Raw genomic sequence first — 19837 nt, forward strand, 5'->3', positions numbered from 1 at the left:
CTTCGATTTAGTTCACGGCCGGCCGCGCGAGAGAGTCGACTCTCGCATTCCGGTACTTGTTCATGTTCATCAGGTCCTGCATCCCACGCAGAATCTGGTAGGTGCCCGCCGTCAGCGCGACGTTCGCGAGCACGTCGGGCAGGCCGCCGAGGTCGGTGTCCTGTGTGAACTCGATGTCGAGTTCACCGTCAGGCAGCGGCCTCAGCCGCCACGTGTTGTTCAGGTGCGCGATCCGCACGCAGCACGGATCCGGCGGCAGCCGGTCCGGCGCGGCGAGGATGTGGATCGTCATCGCACCCGTGCGCGGGTCCTGGCTGTGTTCCTGCAGCAGTACGTACTGACGCGTCTTGAGCCCGGTGATGTCGAACTTGAATGTCACGTAGGCGGCGTAGCGGCCCGGCACCATGGGCAGGTGCTCGATCACCGCGCCGTCGTAGCAGTGCGCGTCGACGCAGCTGTTCAGGTCTTCGAGCAGCTTCACCATCCCGTCAAGGCTCGACTTGATCCGCGTGTGCGCCTTAACGAGCAGTAGGCCCGAGCCGGGCGTCTTCAGCGTCCAGAGCTGCACGCCGTCCTCGTCCTTCGCGAGCCGCCACTCGTTGGAGCCAGAGGCGACCCACGTCCAGTGCGCGACGACCGCGAGCGCGATCAGGAGCGGCACGCCATACAGCACGTACTTGCGCAGCCTGGTGCGCCGCCGGATGGGCGCACCAGGCTGGATGACGGTGCGCAGATCGTTTTCAGGTGTCATGGTTTCGTGTCCATGCGTTGAGAAAGAAGGAGTACCCAGCGCGCTGTTCAGGGCGCGAGCAGGCGCCGCGACAGATAGTGCGCGAGGCACAGCAGCGTAAGAGTCGGCGTGCCGCGCATCGCATCGGGGATCACCGAGCCGTCGCAGACGTGCAGGTTGCGCACGCTGGTTTCGAGGTTCGCGTCGACGTGCTCGCCAATCTGCAGCAGCCCGCCAACGCGGCCCGCTGCGGTCACACCGAAATCGACGATGTGCCGCGCGCCGGACGCCTTCAGCACCTCGACGGCCGCGCGTTTACCCTTGTCGAGCTTGTGCAGGTCGTCGGGGCCGAGCTGCTTGTCGAAACGGCCGTCGGGATGCAGGCGGCCGGACAGCGTGTCCTCGACCTTCACGCCGATGCCGATCGTTTCCGGGAACGATCGCAAGTGCCGCAGATGCATGCCGCCGAGCATCATCGGCCGATGGATCGCATGCACGACATTCGCATCGCCGAGTTCGATGCCGTCCTCGAGTTCGCCGCCCATGCAGCCGACAAAACCATCTGTGCCGCGCAGGCCGCGCACGAGGCCATAGATCGCGTAACCGGGATTGCAATAGAAGCCGCGTGCGCCGATGCCTTCGATTCCGCAGCCGCGCAGCATCTGCGGCGACGCGAGCTCGCCCGCCGCGAGCACGATCTTCGGCGCGCGCGCCTCGCGCGGCGTACTGCCGAACGGCGTGCGCCGCTCACGGTAGACGACGCCCACTGCCTTGCCGCGTTCGATGAGAATCCGCTCGACGTTCGCGCGCACGACGAGCGTCGCGCCGTCGCGCATGGCGTCCTCGACGTAGCGCCGCGCCTTCCACTTCGCGTCGTATGCGTAACCGGACGCGCAGCGCGACGCGTCGACGAGCATGTCGTACTTGCGCCATGCGTGGCCAAGCGAGCGCGCGGCGTCGGCAAGGTGCCGCGCCTGCGGGCTCAGTAACGCGTCGGGCAGCGGTGCGATCGGCAGTTCGGCCCGCACCGCCGCGAAATCGCCAGCGAGGTCGATGCCCAGCGCGCGGAACACGTCGAGCGGCGGGTCGTTGACCACGCCGAAATACATCGCGGTCGAGCCGCCGGCCGTCAGCGCGCGCACGGTGCCGAGCGTGCCGGCGCCGAGCTTCACCTGGTCGGCGATCCGGACGATGCCGCCGAGCGTTTCCTTCAGCGGCGCATTGCCGCCGCGCTCGAGCATCAGCACACGCTTACCGGCGCAGCTCAGGTCGCGCGCGATGGTCGCGCCGCAGGTACCGGAGCCGATCACGATCATGTCGAATTCGCGGGTGGCCGGGTTCATCATTTGCTCACCGCGGGTTCGGTGTCCGGCATCGGCGGGTTCGCCGGCTCGGGTTCACGCGCGTCGATCAAGCGCGCCAGCGCGTCGGCCTGCTGCGCTTCGAGCAGCGTGAAATGATCACCGGCGACCTCCCGGATCCGCAGCGCGCCGCGGCAGAACTCGCCCCAGCCATAATCGGCCGGTGCGCCGGCGAAACCGTCGCGCGCCCGCACGAGCAGCACGTCGATGCCGTCCGGCAGCACTTGCGGCGCGTAGGACTGGCACGCGCGTTCGCTCGCGGTCGCGACGTCGAAGGTAGCGATGAACTGCGCGCGCGGCACATCGAGGCCGAGCGCGACGATCGTGTCGTACAGCCAGGCGCTGCGTGCAGGCTCGGGAATCTGCCGCAAGCGGTCCGCGCCGAGATCCGTGTGCGCGCCGAGCGACTTCACGAAGTTGCGGAACACGGCGGCCGTCATCTCGCACATGTCGTCATCGCGCAGCGTCGGGCATAGCGTGTCGAGCAGCACCAGCGACGACACCGTCTCGCCAAGCGCAGCCAGTTGCCGCGCCATTTCGAATGCGACGACTCCGCCATTCGAATAGCCGAGCAACCGGTACGGCTTGTTCGACTGCAATGCGGTCAGCAGGCCGATGTTGAGCCTGGCCATCGTTTCGAGCTGCGACATCGGCGGCGTCAGGCCGTCAAGGCCCACCGCCTCGATGCAATGAAACGGCTGCCCGGCGCCGAACGCGTGGCTGAGCCGGTGCAGCGACAGCACACTGCCGCCGGCGCCCGGCAGCGCGAAGATCGGTACCGCATCGCCGTGCGGCTGCACGGTGATCAGCAGGTTCGAATGGTCCTGCGTGCGGACGGCGAGCGCCGCGCTGTAGCTTGCTTCAGCCGTCCTGTTCGCCCCTGCCGCATCGGCTGCGGCCTCGCGTGCCGACGCATCCAGCGCGCGAGGCGCTTCCGGGCAGATCTGCGCGAGATGCGCGGCCAGCATGTCGATCCGCGGATGGAGAAAGATCGTGCTTGGTGCGAGGTTGACGCCGAGCACCACGGCGATGTGTTCGATCATCCCGGCGAGCGCGATCGAGTTCATGCCGAGCTCGATAAAGCCGAGATCGACCCGCACCGCGTCGGCAGGCAGCCGGACATGGCGTCCAATCTCGCGCTGCAGGAGACGCTCGATCGCGCGCGAAGGTGTGGGCGGCAGCGCGTCGTCGGACGGCGCCGCGGGCGCCGGCGGCCCAGACGCGCTCGCGTGGCCGTGGCCGGCGATCGGCGCGGCGACTGACGAGCGACCCTCGTCGTACCAGTAGCGATGCCGCGCGAACGGATAGCCTGGCAATGAGACCGGGCGCGCGCCGGATGCGTCCCAGAGCGTTTGCCACGGCATCGCGACGCCGTTCACCCACAGTTGCGCGACAGCGTCCCATTGACCGGTCCGCATCGCCTGTTCGAGCTGCATCCGCGCGATGTCCTCGCCGATCAGCCCGGCGAGCGGGTTCGCGTGCGACGCGGCGGGGTACGCGTAATGGATGCCGTAGGCGGCGAGACTGCCCACTGCATCGAGGCCCGTCGTGGCGACGCGCGCGAGCTTGTCGCGCAGTTCGTCGCGCGACGCGGCGACTACGGCGAGCCGCGCGACGAACACCGCGCGGCCGTTCTGCGCGGTGTAGAGCAGATCCGCGAATGAACCCGGTGCGTCGTCGCCCCGCAGCCAGTCGACGTAACACGCCAGATAGTCGGCGAGACGTTCCGGATTGCGCGCCGACAGCACGAACAGCGGCGCAACGTTCGCGGCGGCGGGCACCGCCGCGCTCGCGGCCGGCGTCTCCTCGAGCAGAACATGCACGTTCGTGCCGCTGTCCGCGAACGAATTGACGCCTGCGCGCACCGGTGCGTCGCCGTTGCGGATCGCGTCGAAGCCGATCGCGTGATCGGCGATGTAAAGCGGATGCGCGTCGCTGCCGACGTCGATGAAGCTGCTGATCTCGCGCATCGACAGCGTCGCCGGAAAACGGCGGTGGTAAAGCGACAGCGCGACCTTGATCACGCTGACGACACCACTCGCAGCCTCGACGTTGCCGATGTTGCCCTTTACGTTGCCGAGCGCGCAGCGCTTTGCGCCGGCCGGCAGCGCGCCCTTCACGCCCTCGAATTCGAACGAATCGGCCCACTTCGTCGCGTACCCATCGACCTCGATGTAGCGGACCGATTCCGGTTCCACCGCCGCGCGACGGTAGCAGGTCGCGAGCACGTCGGTGATCGATTCATGACGCACCTCGGACAGGCTGCGTGCCGCGCCGCGATAGTTCTGATGGCAGCCGCGGATCGACGCGTAGACGCGCCGGCGCGCGCGGTGTACGTCGGTGTCGCGTTCGAGCACGAGCACGCCGACACCTTCTCCGCGTGTGAATCCTCGCGCCGCATTGTCGAACACGCCGCTCGTGCCGTCCGGCGACAGCAGGCCATACTGCGTCGACGCGATATAGTCCTGCGCGAACAGGTTCAGCGAGACGCCGGCGACGATCGCCATGTCGCATTCGCCGTTCAGGAGCGCATGAAAGGCCCGGTCGAGCGCAACGGCCGACGACGCGCAGTTCACGTTGACCGCCTCGCTCGGACCGCGCAGGTCGAACGCAAACGAGATCCGGTTCGCGAGATAGTAAGTCGGGCTCGACGAGGTGAACACCGGACCGTCGTTGAGTCGCTGGAAGTCGAGGCCGCGCAACCGCTGTTCGTATTCGGAATACTGGTAACCGACGAACACGCCGGTGTTCGAACCCGCGAGCGAGCGCGGGTCGATGCCTGCGTCCTCGATCGCATGCCAGGCCTCCTGAAGCAGCAAGCGCTGCTGCGGGTCCATCATGTCCGCCTCAGCAGCGGCGATTCCGAAGAACGGCGCGTCGAAACGGTCGACGTCGTCAAGCAGCGCGCCCCACTTCGACACCGTCTTGCCCGGCGCCGGCGCGTCAGCGTAGTGATCCTGCCAGCGCCAGCGCGAAGCCGGAATCTCACGCACGCTGTTCCTGCCGGCGACAAGGTTGGCCCAGAACGTCCTTGCATCAGGCGCGTCGGGCAGCCGGCAGCTCAGGCCGACGAGCGCAACGCCGTGCGTCGCGGACTGCGCAGGCACCGGTTGCGGCTTCATGCCGTAGTGGCGCATCAGTTCGTCCGCATGGCCGGCGACGAGCGCGTCGGCGAGCGCGTCGACCGAGTCGAAGCGGCCCGTCGGCGGGTCGATTGCATAGGTGCGGCTGACGAAGCTGAGCAACGCGTGCACGTCACTGCCAGCCGTTGTGGCGACAGTCGCCGCCGGCGCCGGCGCGTGCAGCAGCCCGGCGAGCTCGCGCAGCGTCGCGACGTCCATGAACTGCGCGGGCGCCAGACTGACCGCGAACTCGCGGCCGATCGCGTCGATCAGTTCCATCGCGATGATCGAGTCGATGCCGAGACGAATCATCTCGACGTCGGGATCGACCTTGGTCAGCGGCAGCTTCAGCGTTGCCGAGACGATGCCGGTCAACCGCTCGAGCACGTCCGTCATGTCGCTCACGTCCTTCCGTGCCTTACTCAACATCCGTCACCCCCAACTTCTGAAAACCGTGCAAATCGACGAGCACCCGTTGCCGGAGCCGGGCCAGCAGTTGTCCGGCGTCCGTCGCCGGCTGTCCTTGCGTGTCCACCGGCCGTGCGCCGCGTGGCGCCACCTCCGACAGGCCGGGCACGATCCGCCGCAGCCGCGCGGTTTGACCTTCCATCACGAGCAGTTGTCCGAGCTGCGCGGAGAGGGCGCGATGCCATACGTGCACCCCCGTGTCCGTGCGCATCGGCAGCAGCCCGGTGCTCGCGAACAGACGCGCGCGCGCCTTCGCGTCGAGCCGCATGCCACCTTCGTCCCACAATGGCCAGTTCACCGACAGCGTGTGGCCGCGCCGCTCGCCCGCGCGGGCGAGCGCGTTGCGCATCCGCGCATAGGCGTCCATGAAGCCGTTCGCCGCCGCGTAGTCGGCCTGGCCGACGTTGCCGAGCGCCGCGCTGAGCGACGAGAACAACACGACGAAATCGAGATCGAGCTCGCGCGTCGCGACATCGAGGTGAAACGTGCCCGCCACCTTTGGCGCCAGCACCTGCGCGAACGATTCGGCATCCTTCTTTACGATCAGGCTGTCGTTCGTTGTGCCGGCGCCGTGCAGCACGCCGTGCAGCGCGCCATGACGCGCGACGATCGCGTCGATGCACTCGCGCACGGAGTCGAGCCGTTCGAGGTCGAGCTCGCGGTAGTCGAGCCGTTCGGCCGGAACCGACCACTCGGCCGCGAGCGCGTGCAGGCGGTCGCGGCGCGTGTCGGTCAGTGCCCCGCGGCCGGTCAGCACGACCGTCGCATGTGGCACCTGTCGCAGGATTTCGCGCGCGAATATCAGGCCGAGGCCGCCGAGGCCACCAACGATCAGATAGACACCGCATTCGCGCAGCGCGATCGGCACGCCGGACCGCGCGAGTTCGCCGGCCACGTCCCGCCAGCGCGCGACGCTCGCCTGTGCGCGTTCGTAGCGGAACACCGCCTCGCCGGGTACGGTGCGGCAGTCGCGCAGCCGTTGCGCGAGCGCGGCTTCGTCTGCGGCTTCGTCGACGAGCACCAGTTGCGCGATCAGGTTCGGCTGCTCGACGCGCGCGCTGCGCACGAGCCCGGCAAGTCCTGCATAGAGCGGATTGCGCTCGTCGTCGTATGGCGCGACGATTTGCAACAGCACCGGCGCCGACGGCTTTGTCTTCAGCACGTGCTGGATCCGCTCGAATACGGCGAGCGCGGCGATCCGGTAGCGTTCGGCATGGTCGGCTCCAGCGGCCGGCCGCGCGACATGCGCGAGCCCTGGCAACTCGGCGCGCAGGCGTTCGGCGTCGAGATGCGACAGGTCGCAAAGCACCGCTTCATACAGTTTGGGCGCCTGCAGCGGCGTATCCGGACGCAGCGCGGCCGCGGCGTCGGTCCAGACCGGTTCGGCGAGCACGGCGCCGACGTCGGCGCCTGTCGCTTGCGGCGATACCGTCGTGGCGGCGGCCGGCCCAGTACGGTCGTTCTGCGTGGCATCACCGACCCAGTAGCGTTCGCGCGCGAACGGATAAGTCGGCACGCTAAGGCGCCGGCGCTGCGCCGAATGCAGCTGGCGCCAGTCGATGCGGCGGCCGCCGGTCCAGCCGCGCGCAAGTTCGGCTAGCGCCACGCTTGCGTCCGCAAACCGAACCGGGTCGGCATCTTCCATTGCGCGCCGGCGCGGCACGCGTGCGCTCCAGCAACCGCCGACCTCCGTCTCGCCGGCGGCAAACGCGCTGAGACAGCCCAGCAGTTCCCCGTGAGTGCGGGCGACGATCGCGAGCCGTTCGTCCATCTCGTCGCGGCCGACCTGCAGCGTCCAGGCCAGATCACCGAGCGCGACGTCGTCATACGTGCGCAGGTACGCGGCCAGCGCGCCTGCATACTCGCGCAAGCGCTCGCCGTCCCGCGCGGACAGCACGAATAGCTGCTCGTCCTCGTCGTGCGACGGAACGGGGTCGTCCACATACTCCTCGAGCACGACGTGCGCGTTCGCCCCGCCCCAGCCGAATGCGCTGACACCCGCGCGGCGCGGCAGCGGCTCGCCGTCTGGAGCTCGCGGCGCATCCCACGGTGTCGTCTTGTCGACGACGTAGAACGGCGAACCACTGAGGTCGATATACGGATTCGGCATGTCGAAATGCAGCATCGCCGGAATCTGCCGATGCCGGATCGCGAGCAGCACCTTCAGCAGGCTCGCGATACCGGCCGCCGGCTCGAGGTGCCCAATGTTCGTCTTCACCGAACTGAGCCCGCAATGCGGCACCGGAGGCGCTGCCAGTCCGTGCCGCGCATACAGGTCGGCGAACGATTTCTTCAGCGCCTGGATCTCGATCGGATCGCCGAGGCTCGTGCCGGTGCCGTGGCATTCGATATAACCGACCGTCGACGGATCGATTCGCGCGTGTTCGTAGGCTTCGAGCAGCAGCTCCGTCTGCGCCTTCGGGTTCGGCGCGGTCAGGTTCGTCACGCGTCCGCCGTGGTTCTCCGCCGTCGCGCGGATCACCGCGTAGACCGGGTTGCCGTCGTTCCTCGCCTGCGACAGCCGCTTGATGAAGATCGCGCCGACGCCCTCGCCGCGCACGTAGCCGTCCGCGCCCTTCGTGAAGGTCTTGCACTTGCCGTCGGGGCTCAGCATGCCGGCCGCGCTCAGCGAGATGTGACCAGTCGGCGTCAGCATCACCTGCACGCCGGCGACGATCGCCATCTCGCTGCTGCCGGTATGGATCGACTCGATCGCGCGATGCAGCGCGACGAGCGAGCTCGAACAGGCGGTGTCGAGCGGTGCGCTCGGGCCGCGCAGGTTGAACAGGAACGAGATCCGGTTCGCGAGGATCGAATGCGCGTTGCCCGATGCGGAATAACCGTCGAGCGCGGACTGATGCTGGGCCAGCACGTCGATGTAATCCTGCGACGACGCGCCGACGAACAAGCCGGTGCGCGTGCCGGCGAGGTCGGACACGCGATGGCCGGCGTCCTCGATCGCAGACCAGACGGTCTGGATCAGAAGGCGCTGCTGCGGGTCCATCATTTCGGCCTCGCGCGGCGTGATACCGAAGAACAGCGGGTCGAACTTGTCCACTTCCTTCATGAAGCCGCCCCAGCGCGAATACGAGCGGTTCACGTCCTTGACCGGGTCGCCCGCGACGTCCTCCCAGATCCAGCGCTCGCGCGGGATCTCGGTCACGAGGTCGCGCGCGTCGCGCAGGTTGGTCCAGTATTCGTGTACGTCGCTGGACTGCGGCATGATCCCGGCGATGCCGACGATCGCGATCGGGTCGGCGGCGAAACGCGAACCGGATGGGCGCCGCGGAGCGGGCGCGGCGCCCGGTGCACGCCAGCCCTTGTCGATGCCGTCCGGTAGCGGCGCGCGGGTTTCGTCACGAGCCACGGCGGCGGCCGGCGCGGACGGCGCCGGCGCCCGGACCGTCGAGGACGCCTCGCTGGCACCGTGCACCGCGCGCGCTGCCGTCGCGTGTTCGCTCGCGAGTACGCCGGCGATCGCATTGATCGACGGGTATTCGAAGAACAGCACCGGGTTCAGATCGAGTCCGTAAATCCGGTTGATCGCATCGGCAAAGGTCGAAAGGCCGATCGAATCGAAGCCGACGTCGAGCAGCACGCTGTCGCGCGACAGGTCGTCCGCGTCGAGCTTCAGCAGTTCGAGGACCGTGCCGCTCAGCTTCCTGACGATCGCATGGAACAGCGCGTCCGTTTGCGGCGCCTCACCGCGGGACGCGGCACCAGGTCCGTCCCCAGCTGCTTCAGGTTGCTTTGCCGCGCCGCCGATGGCGGACGCGGATGACTTCGGCCGCTGCGCGTCGGATTGGGTCAGGCCCCACGCACGTTCGACTTTCGTCTGCACGCCGCTCAGCACCGCGAGCTGCGGCACCGCCGCCGACAGGCCGGCCGTGAACGCGGCAAGGCCATCCTCGCTGCGCAGCGGCGCAATGCCGAGATTGCGTCGGAACACCCGCTCCGTCTGCGCGTCGAGCTTCATTCCGCCCTCGGCCCACAGCGACCAGTTGATGCTGAGGCTGCGGCCGTTACGTCGGCCCGCCGCACGCAACGCGTCGCGGCGGGCGGCGAACGAGTCGAGATAGTGGTTCGCGTACGCGTAATCGCATTGGCCAACATTGCCTCCGACTGCCGCGAGCGACGAGAACAGCACGAAGCAGTCGAGCGCGTCGTCGCGCGTCAGTTCGTCGAGATGATGGACACCGAGGATCTTCGGCGCAAACACCGCAGCCATCTCTTCGCGCGTCTTGTTGCGTAGTAGCGAATCGCGCAGCACGCCAGCACAGTGCAGCACGCCATCGATCCGGCCGAAGCGAGTGCGGCACGCGTCGACCGCGCGGCGGGCGTCGTCGACCCGCGCGACGTCCGCCTGCACGTACAGCACTTGAGCGCCGTGCGCACGCAGTGCGTCGAGTTCCGCGTCCAGTTTCCCGGACGGCGCGGACCGGCCGGTCAACACGAGCCTCGCGTGACAGGTTTTAGCGAGATGCGCGGCAAACAGAAGACCGAGGCCGCCGGCACCGCCGGTGATGAGATAGACGCCGCCCTGCCGCAGCATCGGGCCGGCTTCGGCGCGTAGTTCCTGTTCAGGCAGCCGCCTCAGAGTGCGGACTTCGCGGCCTTCCGGCCCATAGCGGACCGCGCGGGACGCCTGCGCGCCCGCGTCGAACTCGGCGAGCAGCGCGCGGGCGGACACGTCGGCGCGATCGGCGTCGAGCGAAACGGTGCGGATTTCGAGCACCTTGCATGCGAGGCGCGGCTGTTCAAGTTCGACGCAGCGAGCGAAGCCGTTGATCGCCTCGTGGTGCGGCTGCGGATCGCGCGACGCGTTGCGGTACAAGTAGACCAGTTGCGCGCCGTCGGCCGGGCGCGTCGCGGCCCACGCCCGGCTCAGCGGCAGGAATGTATAAACGCCAAGGTCCAGCGCAGCTTCAGGTGCGGCGCCGAGGTCGTCCGTCGCGTTGTCCACGCGGTCGCCGCACGCGTGACAGATCCGTTGCAGCGACCAGCCGTCGGCCCGCAGCGCCTCGAGTACGCGCGCGTAGTCGTCGGCATTCGCGGCATCGATCGTGTAGGCACCGTCGCCGTGCGATTCGAAGCGCGTGCCGTGCAGCACAAGTGCCGCCGCGCGCCCTTGCCGGACGCATGCGTCGCGTAGCTTCGTGTCAGTATCGAACAGCACGAGCGCGTCGCGGCCCGCTGCCGCGTCGAGAGTTTCCGGGCGCCACGCGCGCGTGTAGTGGAGCATCGCGAAAGTGTCGCCGTGTTCGGCCGGCGCGGCCGTTTGCCTGTCGTGCATGCCCGTGATCGGCACGCCGACTGTCTCGTGGATCCGCACGAGCACCTTGCCCGATCCGTCGACGATTGCGACATCCTCGCGCGACACGCCCCCCCGCGAGCCGCCACGCTTCGTCACGTAGCTGTAGCAGTCGCGCGTCAGCGGATGCAGGATTTCGACCTCGCCGAGAGAATACGGCACCCGCATCTCGCCCGCGCCGCCGTCGAGCTGCGCGGCGATGCCGGCCTGCATCGCCGCGTCGAGCAGCACCGGATGCAGCACGAAGCTCTCGAAATCCGCCTCATCGAGCGGCGGCAACTGCAGCCGGCCGAGCACTTCGCCGTCGCCCTTGCGGACCTCGCTCAACGCCTGAAATTGCGTGCCGTAGTGCATGCCAGCCTGATCGAAGCGCGCGTAGATCGATGCCGGCGCGCCATCGGAAAGCGGCGCGCAGCGCTCGCGCACGGCGGCCAGATCGACGGCATCGACGTTCATGTCGGCCGCGCGGTAGGCCAGCTCGTAAATCAGCCTGCCCTGTGCATGCAGGCGGCGCACGCCGTCCGGCTCGCTGTACACCTCGAACGCGACCGTCTCGCCGTTCGGCTTCAGCTCGACGAACGCCTCCGTCACGCTGTCGTTGGCGACCGTCAGCGGGCTTAGCCAGGTCACGTTGCGGATCCGGCGCACCGGGCGCCCGGCCGCGAGCTCGGCGGCCTTGCGCGCGAGCTCGAGATACGCGGTGCCGGGCAGCGTCGGGACTCCCGAGACAACGTGATCGCGGACCACGAACTCGCGCGGCCGGAACGTCTTCCTGAACAGTTGACGCTCGAACGTCGATTCGTTGCTGTCGAGGAGCGGATGCAGGACCGGCGGCGCAAAGGCCGTTGGACGCGCGGCGCGCTCGACCCAGTGGCGGCGGTCCGCGAATGGATACGGCGGCAGCGGCGTGCGCCGGCCTTCCCGCATGAAGCCACGACAGTCGGCGAGCAGGCCGTTCAGCCACAATTGCGCGAGCTTGCGCTGGTTGCCGCCCTGTGACATCAGCGCGACGAACTGGTCGGTCTCAGTGCGGCTCAGCAGTTTCGTAATCTGCTCGGCATCCTTCGCATGACCGGTCAGCGTCTCCGCGCCGGGCTTGCCTGTCGCGAACGCGGCGAGCCGATCGGCAAGCTGCACGAGATCCGTCGCGAAAATCACGAGGCGATGGTCGAACGATTTGCGGCCGTTCTGCAGCGTATAGGCGACGTCGGCGATGCGCGGCGCGTGATCGTCGCGGCGCAAGCGCGCGGAGAGTCGCGCGGCCATCTCACGCAACTGCTCGTCGTTGTGCGCCGACAGCGGGAACGCCAGTTCGCCGGTAACGGGCGTGCCCTGCTCCTCATACGGCAGATATTGCTCGAGCACCACATGCGCGTTCGCGCCGCCGGCGCCGAACGAGCTAACGCCGGCTCGCAGCGGTTCGCCAGCGCGGCGCGGCCGCCACGGCGCTAGTGTCTGCTGGACCTCGAACGGTGTGCCGGCGAAGTCGATATGGGCGTTCAACTGCGCTGAATGCAGCGAAGGCACCAGTTCGCCGTGCCGCATCTGCAGCAGCACCTTGGTCACACCGACCACGCCGGCCGCCGCCTCGAGATGACCGATGTTTGTCTTGACCGATCCGATCGGGCACGACCGCGCCGGCACGGCCGCCGACGCAAACGCGTTCGACAGGCCAGCGATCTCGATCGGATCGCCGAGTTCGGTACCCGTACCATGCGCCTCGATGTAGCCGATCGTGTCGGCGGTGACGTCAGCCCGCTGCAGCGCGGCCGCGATCAGATCGCCCTGCGCCTTCGGGTTCGGCACCGTGTAGCCAGCCGTGCGCCCGCCGTGATTGACCACGACGCCGCGGACCACGCCATAGACGTGATCGCCGTCGCGCAGCGCGTCGTCGAGCGGCTTCAGATACAACGCGCCGACGCCCTCGCCCGCGACATAACCGTTCGCGTCGGCGCCAAACGTACGGCACACGCCATCGGGCGACAGCGCGCCGCCCGCGCGGTTAATGTCGAACTTGTGCTGATGCAGGTCGAGATTGACGCCGCCGACCAGCGCGCTCGAACAGTTGCCGTTGCGGATCGCCTCGCACGCGAGATAGAGCGCCGTCAGGCTCGACGAACATGCGGTGTCGACGGTCAGGCTCGGCCCGCGCAGATTCATCCAGTACGACACGCGGTTCGCAATGCTCCAGAGGAACGAATTCGGATTCGTATCCCGGCCGGCAAGCTTCGCTTCGACGCCGGCCATCTGGTACATCGCCCAGACCGCGCCGACGAACACGCCGACGTCGCGCGTCCCGGTATCGCGGCCGAGGATTTCCGGGTAGTAGCCGGCATCCTCGAGCGCTTCCCACGCGACTTCCAGAAAGAGCCGCTCCTGCGGGTCGAGCATCTCGGCTTCGCGCGGCGAGATGTTGAAGAACAGCGAATCGAAACGGTCGATCGCGTCGATGAAGCCGCCACGATAGGTGCGCATGAACGGGGTGCGCGCACGCAACGCGAGTCGTTCGGCGCCGATCTCGTCAACGCAGTCGCGGCCGGCGCGCAGGTTGTCCCAAAACTGGTCAAGCGTGGCCGCCTTCGGATACCGGCCTGCCATCCCGACGATCGCGATCGCGCGCGGCGCAGACGATGCCTGCGCCCGCGCCGCGACGTCGCGAGACGGCAGCCTGGCGGTCGCGGAAACAGCGGTGCGAGCGGACGCCGTGTTCGGGCTGGCATCGGCACCGCCGGTGACGAGCGCCTTCGACGCTCGGTGATAACGGATCATCCGGTACGCCGCATGGAGATTGCCGAGCGCGTCATGCCGGCTGCCTTCGAGCGCGAGTTCGGGGATGTCGGAGAGCGTGTCGAAACCGCGCGTGAGACGCGTAATCAGTTCATCGACCTCGCCGTCCTTCAGCCCGGCGGGAATCGCGAGCCGCGCCATCCCGCCAAGCGGTCCGTCCTTTCGCATGCCGATGCTGTGTGCGCCGCCGCGAATGCCGGTCTGCTGATAGAGCCAGGCGAGAAACGACGCGACGGGATGATCGAAACCGGCGAAGTCCGGCAGGCGCTTCACGTCGATCAGCACGCAATGGCCGCCGGCCGGCGCGACCAGCGGCACGCCGCGCGCGACCAGCGCATCCCAAACTCGCCCGACCGCGCGAACGCGCTGCGCGACACGCCCGGCGATACGCTCGCGCTCGCCGAGCGCGACACCGACGAGCTGGCGGCCAATAGCGTCGAGTCCGCCGCCGTCATGCTGCTGCCGGCCGGCAAAGGCCGCGTACAGCGCGCCGTCGTTCGTCGCGATCACGCCGCCGCGATCGACGCCGAAGTCCTTGGCGAGCGACGCGGTCACGACGTCCGCGCACGCCAGCAGTTCGCGCGCGACCGTCCAGAGGTCCTTGCCGGCCTGTGCGCCGTCGCGCGCGATCAGGTAGCGCGCGTTTTCCAGTACGCGCGTGGCGTCGATTACGAGCGCGATCCGGTGCGGCGCGAGCAGCGCCTTGACCGCGCGCAGATGCTCGAGTGATACCGGATGGCCGCCGGTCGCGTTGTTGCAGAGCTCGATCCAGACACAGCCGATCTCGTCAGCGTGACGCTCGATCTGTTCCGCAAGTGCGCTCGGGTCGAGTTCAGCCTTGAACGGCGTGTCCGCGTCGACGCGAAACGCGTCCGGATGCGGCAGTTCATGCGGACTCAGGCCGGCGTCGATCTGGTGATAGAGGCCGGACGGGAATAGCAGGTTCTGCAGTACGCGTCCGCGTTTCGGCCATGCGCCGCAAAGCAGCGACTCCGCCGCGCGGCCGGATCCGGTCAACAGCACGTGATCGAAGCCGAACGTGTCGCGCAACACCGCATCGACGTCAACAGGCGCCTGCAGTTGCGCATGCAACTGTTTGATGCCACGCCGCACGAACGCCGTATCGAGTTGCGCCCACGAATCGGTCTTCAGATCGAACTCGATATGCGCGGCGGCGACATTCAACGGGTTGTAACCGTGTTCAGCGAGTACGCGCGAACGCGTGTCGCCTTCCACCCACGCTTGTGAGGCGGCGCCATACACGTGAGCCTCGCCACCGCCGTCTTGCGGCTGGCTGCCTTGCGCGGAGCCGGCGACTGCCGCGCCAGCCGCCGGTTGCTGACCGGCCACGAGCGTATGGTTCTCGCCGTCCGGCGTCTGCAGCCGGTCCGGATCGGCGACCATCAGGATGATGTCGATCACGTTGTCCGCGCGACCGCTGCCGGCGGGCCGGCACAGATAGATCGTGCGGTTCTCGGGCCGAAACTTGTTCTTGAACTGGAGGTTACCCTCGTCGTTGAAGATGTTCTGCCTGTGCAGATCGTCGAGCATCCGGTCGACATCGGGATCCGCGTTCTCACATACGGTTAGCCGGCAGCCATAGGTGCCGCCGAGGCTCAGCACGTCGTTGCCCTCGCCCGCTAGCGTGCGGATGATGTTGACGATCGCGTACTCGAGGCCGCCGAGCGGCATGTCCGGCGGATAGAACTCGAGGTCCATCAGATAGCCGTTGCAGTCCGCAGTACGGATCGCCGAGATCAGGATGACGTTCTGCAGCACGTCATCGAGATAAGTCAGGAACAGCCGGTGCTGCGGATCGAGGCTCCCCGCGAGGATCTCGTCCTTCACGATAGGGATGAGCGGATTGACCATCGGCCGCGTCGCACACCAGCGCTCGATCACGCTCGCGATATCGCGATCGACGCCTGGTTCGGTGCCGCAACGATATTCGGCGGTACGGCACGTACCGGCCTTCTCGAACTTCGATACCTGATAGCGCAGCCGGCGCATCGCGCCGCCTTCGAGCGAGAATGCGCGGATGCCGAGCACGCGTTGAACGACGCCGAACGGCGTCGACGAGAAGCGCGCACCGCCGATTTCCTCGACGACTTCGTCGGTCAGGATATTGAGCTGATAGCCGCGCGATTCGCAGTAGTGGTGCAACTCCGCGGCGATTTCGTGAAAGTAGCCGCTCGGGCCCGTGTACGCGTAGCCGAGCACCAGATCCTTGCAACGGCCATAGTGGAAATAGCCGCGCCGCGCGCTACCGATGAACAGGTTCGGCGCGATGTTGCGCGTGCCGCGCGACATGCTGCCTTCATTGCGGTGCGCAACGAACAGCGACTCGATCTGCGCGTGCAATTGAGGGAACGCGGGCAGATCCTTCCCGAGCATCCGGATGCTATCGCCCGCTGCCGTCACCGGCATGTCCCGCGCGGCCGACGCTTGCGGCACGGGCGACGGCCGCGCCGGCGCGTCGCCCGGTGCGCGGTGGGACGTCGGCGCAGCATCGGCTGGTGCGCCGAACTTCGCGGCGACGACGGTGCGATGCCGGTCGACGAAATAGCCGGCCAGCGTTTCGATATTGAAATACTCGAAAAGCAGCGTCTTCGGCAGCGTCCCGAAATCCTCCTCGAGCTGCTTGATCATCTTCAGGATGCGAAACGAATCAACACCGATCTCGCCGAACGGCGTCGTGATGTCGACGTCGGTCTGCGCCGACGCAGTATCGGCAATAAGGCCGATCGTCAGCGATTTCAACCACGACCGCGTCAAGTCGACCAAAAGCTCGCGATTCTGCAGATCCCATTCCGCCGTTGCCATAGACCTTCAACCATCATCGAATACATAAATATGGAATGCTTATCAGTTGGAAAACCCCGCTGATGCACAGCGGCATGGTTGCTGGAATTCCCCAACCCGGCCCGGATGCGAATCGACGCGGCTCCGTCGTCACGCGAATGCGACATCGCGCGACCGTAGCCCGGCACGCCGGGTGTCACCGATCATCCCTCGGTTCATCGTCGCGCGCCGCATCTCGAGGATGTGCGAATCGACACCTTGAACTCGACGGCGACGACTATAACAAAGGGGGTTTGCACGCCGAGGCCGTTCGGCGAAGGCCGGCGGGATGGCGCGAAGGCGCTTCGCTTCGCGCAGAACCGCCAGGTTTCGCCGTGGTTTTCGTCAAGATTGCAGACCATCGATATAGTGCGTCCGACGCTTTAAACGAGAGACGAGGCGGCATCGCGCCCGGCGCCTCGCGGCCCGATGATGCGAGAGAACCTCCAGCAGCTCGTTGGTCAACCCTGACCCTGTCCGTCACGTAGAGAGGTGCCTGAATGATCGAAGGTTTGCGGCGCCGCGCCGGCTTGACGGTTCGGCTGCGGATGCCGCTTGTGCCTTGTGTGGCGATGCTTGCGACGCTGCTGCTGTCAGCGTGCGCGCTCGGCCCGGATTTCCGCCCACCGGCTGCGCCGCAGGTGGCGCGCTATACGGCGGCGCCCATGCCCGAACTCACCGTCGATGCGCCCGGCCCCGGCGGCACCGCGCAGCGTTTCGCGATCGGCGCGGACATCCCCGCCGCCTGGTGGACGCTGTTGCGCTGCGAACCGCTCGATACGCTGATCCGCGACGCGCTCGCGCAGAGCCCGAACATCGCGGCCGCGCAGGCCGCATTGCGTCAGGCCAGCGAAACGTGGCACGCGCAGTTCGGCGACAGCCTGCTGCCCCGCGTCGACGGCCAGTTGAGCGCACAGCGCGAGAAGATCAACGGAATCGCGTTCGGACAGCCGAATTTCGTCGAGGCATTGAATCTTTACAACGCGTCGGTCAACGTGTCGTACGACCTCGACCTGTTTGGTGGCGCGCGGCGCCTGGTCGAGGCATCGAAAGCGAATGTCGATGTTCAGAACTACCAGTTGCGCGCCGCATACCTGACGCTCACGTCAAACATCGTGACGGCCGCCGTACGCGAGGCGTCGCTACGCGCGCAAATCGAGGCGATCGAGGAGATCGCCGGCGACCAGCAACGCCAGCTCGCGTTGCTCGACAAGCAGTTCGCCTTCGGCGGGACCTCGCGTAGCGCGGTGCTGCTGCAGCAGACCCAACTCGCGCAGACGCGCGCGAGAACTCCACCGCTGTCGCTGCAGCTCGATCAGGTGCGGCACGAACTCGCCGCGCTCGCGGGCCGCCTGCCGAGTGACGCACACATCCCCGAATTCCGGCTCGAGATGTTCACGTTGCCCGACTCGCTGCCCGTCAGCGTGCCCTCGGCGCTCGTGCGCCAGCGGCCCGATATCCTCGCGTCCGAGGCGTTGCTGCATCAGGCGAGCGCACAGGTCGGTGTCGCGACGGCGGCGCTCTATCCGCAGATCTCGCTGACCGCGAGCTACGGGACGTCGGGCGTGACGCCTGCGGATCTGTTTAGCGCCGCCGGCGTCATCTGGAGCATCGGCGCGGGTCTCGCGCAGCCGATCTTCCACGGCGGCGCGCTGCGCGCGAAGAAGCGCGCGGCCGAGGCCGCATACGAACAGGCGAGCGCGCAATACCGCGAGACGGTGCTGCAGGGATTCCAGAACGTCGCCGATTCGCTGCGCGCGCTCGAACACGATGCGGCCGGCCTGCGCACGCAGACGGACGCGTGGTCCTCCGCGAGGAATTCGCTTTCGATCACTCGAGAGCAATACCGGCTTGGCGCGGTCGACTATCTCGCGCTGCTCGATGCACAGCGCCAGTACCTCAACACCACCGTCGACGTCGCCCAGGCACGCGCCGCGCGCTTCGCCGATACGGCCGCGCTGTTCCAGTCGCTGGGCGGCGGCTGGTGGAACGCCGACGAACCCATGCAGGCCGCCGTCCGACCGGCCGAGGAGCCACTCCGATGAACACCACGCCCGTCCCGCAATTCCGCTCGCTCACGAAAGGCATGCTCGTGATGCTGATCTGCCTGGGCCTGCTGTTCGCGGCGCTGATCGGCCTGAACGTTTTCAAGAACAAGATGATCGCGAAGTTCGTCGACAGCATGGCGACCGAGCCCGCCGCCGTCAGCGCGACGCGCGTCGGCTACGAGACCTGGCAACCGCGGATCGACGCGGTCGGCAGCCTGCGCGCCGCGCGCGGCGTCGACGTCACGTCCGAAGTGACCGGGCTCGTGCGCGCGGTGCGCTTCTCGTCCGGCGAGGACTTGAAGGCCGGCGCCGTGCTCATCGAACTGAATGACGATACCGATGCCGCACAACTGCAATCGTACAAGGCGGCGGCTGAACTCGCGCAGACGGTCTACCGCCGCGACGCCGCGCAATACCAGATCAACGCGATCGCGAGGGCCGTGCTCGATGCCGACGCCGCCGATCTGAAGATCAAGAAAGCGCAGGTCGTCCAGCAGCAGGCGCTGGTCGACAAGAAAACGATCCGCGCGCCCTTCGCAGGCCGGGTTGGAATCGCGACGATCAATCCCGGCCAATACCTGAAGCCGGGCGATCCGATCGTCACTTTGCAGGCGATCGAACCGCTGTTCGCCGATTTCAGCGTCCCGCAGGATCAGGTCAGCAAGCTTGCGGCCGGCCAGACGGTGACGATCCGGACCAGTGCGCGCCCCGGCGAATCGTTCATGGGCCGCATCACGTCGACCAGTCCGAAAATCGACACGGCGACGCGCACGGTCCAGGTGGAGGCGCGCATCGACAATCGCGACGGAAAACTCCTGCCCGGCATGTACGCGAGCATCCACATCGACGCCGGCGCGCCGCATCGCTATCTGACGCTGCCGCAAACGGCCCTCACCTACAACGCCTACGGGACGACGCTGTTCGTCGTACAACCGGGCAGGCAAACCAACGAGCAGGGCAAGGTGTTGCCGGTCGCGCAGCAGGTGTTCGTCACGCCAGGCCCGACACGCGGCGATCAGGTGGCGATCGTCAAGGGCATCTCGGAAGGCGCGCAGATCGTGACGAGCGGCCAGTTGAAACTCAGTAACGGTACTCCGCTCATCATCGAAAACAGCGCGCTGCCCGGGAACGACGCGACACCGGCGCCGCAGGAACAGTAACGGAGACGC

6 protein-coding genes are annotated in these 19837 nt (G+C 67.5%); 2 read left to right on the forward strand and 4 right to left on the reverse strand.

Annotated elements, in window-relative coordinates:
- Nucleotides 1–7: 7 nt before the first annotated feature.
- From HV796_RS25805 to HV796_RS25820, 4 genes are read right to left on the reverse strand one after another with little or no spacing between them, the layout of a single operon-like run.
- Nucleotides 8–751 carry an SRPBCC family protein gene (locus tag HV796_RS25805; RefSeq protein WP_175229333.1) on the reverse strand — a complete coding sequence of 248 codons (744 nt, stop codon included), beginning with the start codon at nt 749–751 and terminating at the stop codon, nt 8–10.
- A gap of 47 nt (nt 752–798) precedes the next feature.
- Nucleotides 799–2076 carry an FAD-dependent oxidoreductase gene (locus tag HV796_RS25810; RefSeq protein ID WP_175229334.1) on the reverse strand — a complete coding sequence of 426 codons (1278 nt, stop codon included), beginning with the start codon at nt 2074–2076 and terminating at the stop codon, nt 799–801.
- On the reverse strand, nt 2073–5609 hold the full coding sequence (locus HV796_RS25815; RefSeq protein WP_246356038.1) for a beta-ketoacyl synthase N-terminal-like domain-containing protein: 3537 nt from the start codon (nt 5607–5609) through the stop codon (nt 2073–2075). Before HV796_RS25815 ends, HV796_RS25810 begins: the two co-directional genes overlap by 4 nt.
- A gap of 22 nt (nt 5610–5631) precedes the next feature.
- Nucleotides 5632–16602: an SDR family NAD(P)-dependent oxidoreductase gene (locus tag HV796_RS25820; RefSeq protein WP_175229336.1), complete on the reverse strand. Its 10971-nt coding sequence runs from the start codon at nt 16600–16602 to the stop codon at nt 5632–5634.
- A gap of 566 nt (nt 16603–17168) precedes the next feature.
- On the opposite strand from HV796_RS25820, the gene HV796_RS25825 reads away from it, so the two are divergent.
- Nucleotides 17169–18665 (forward strand): efflux transporter outer membrane subunit, encoded by a 1497-nt coding sequence (locus HV796_RS25825; protein ID WP_246356039.1) that lies wholly within the window; start codon nt 17169–17171, stop codon nt 18663–18665.
- On the forward strand, nt 18662–19828 hold the full coding sequence (locus HV796_RS25830; RefSeq protein ID WP_246356037.1) for an efflux RND transporter periplasmic adaptor subunit: 1167 nt from the start codon (nt 18662–18664) through the stop codon (nt 19826–19828). Before HV796_RS25825 ends, HV796_RS25830 begins: the two co-directional genes overlap by 4 nt.
- Nucleotides 19829–19837: the final 9 nt, after the last annotated feature.

Source organism: Paraburkholderia humisilvae (genome assembly GCF_902859855.1).
Lineage (GTDB): Bacteria > Pseudomonadota > Gammaproteobacteria > Burkholderiales > Burkholderiaceae > Paraburkholderia > Paraburkholderia humisilvae.

Coding starts and splice junctions, on each gene's coding strand:
- HV796_RS25820 (WP_175229336.1), bottom strand. CDS start 16,602: ATGGCAACGGCGGAATGGGATCTGCAGAATCGCGAGCTTTTGGTCGAC.
- HV796_RS25815 (WP_246356038.1), bottom strand. CDS start 5,609: ATGACGGACGTGCTCGAGCGGTTGACCGGCATCGTCTCGGCAACGCTG.
- HV796_RS25825 (WP_246356039.1), top strand. CDS start 17,169: ATGCCGCTTGTGCCTTGTGTGGCGATGCTTGCGACGCTGCTGCTGTCA.
- HV796_RS25805 (WP_175229333.1), bottom strand. CDS start 751: ATGACACCTGAAAACGATCTGCGCACCGTCATCCAGCCTGGTGCGCCC.
- HV796_RS25830 (WP_246356037.1), top strand. CDS start 18,662: ATGAACACCACGCCCGTCCCGCAATTCCGCTCGCTCACGAAAGGCATG.
- HV796_RS25810 (WP_175229334.1), bottom strand. CDS start 2,076: ATGATGAACCCGGCCACCCGCGAATTCGACATGATCGTGATCGGCTCC.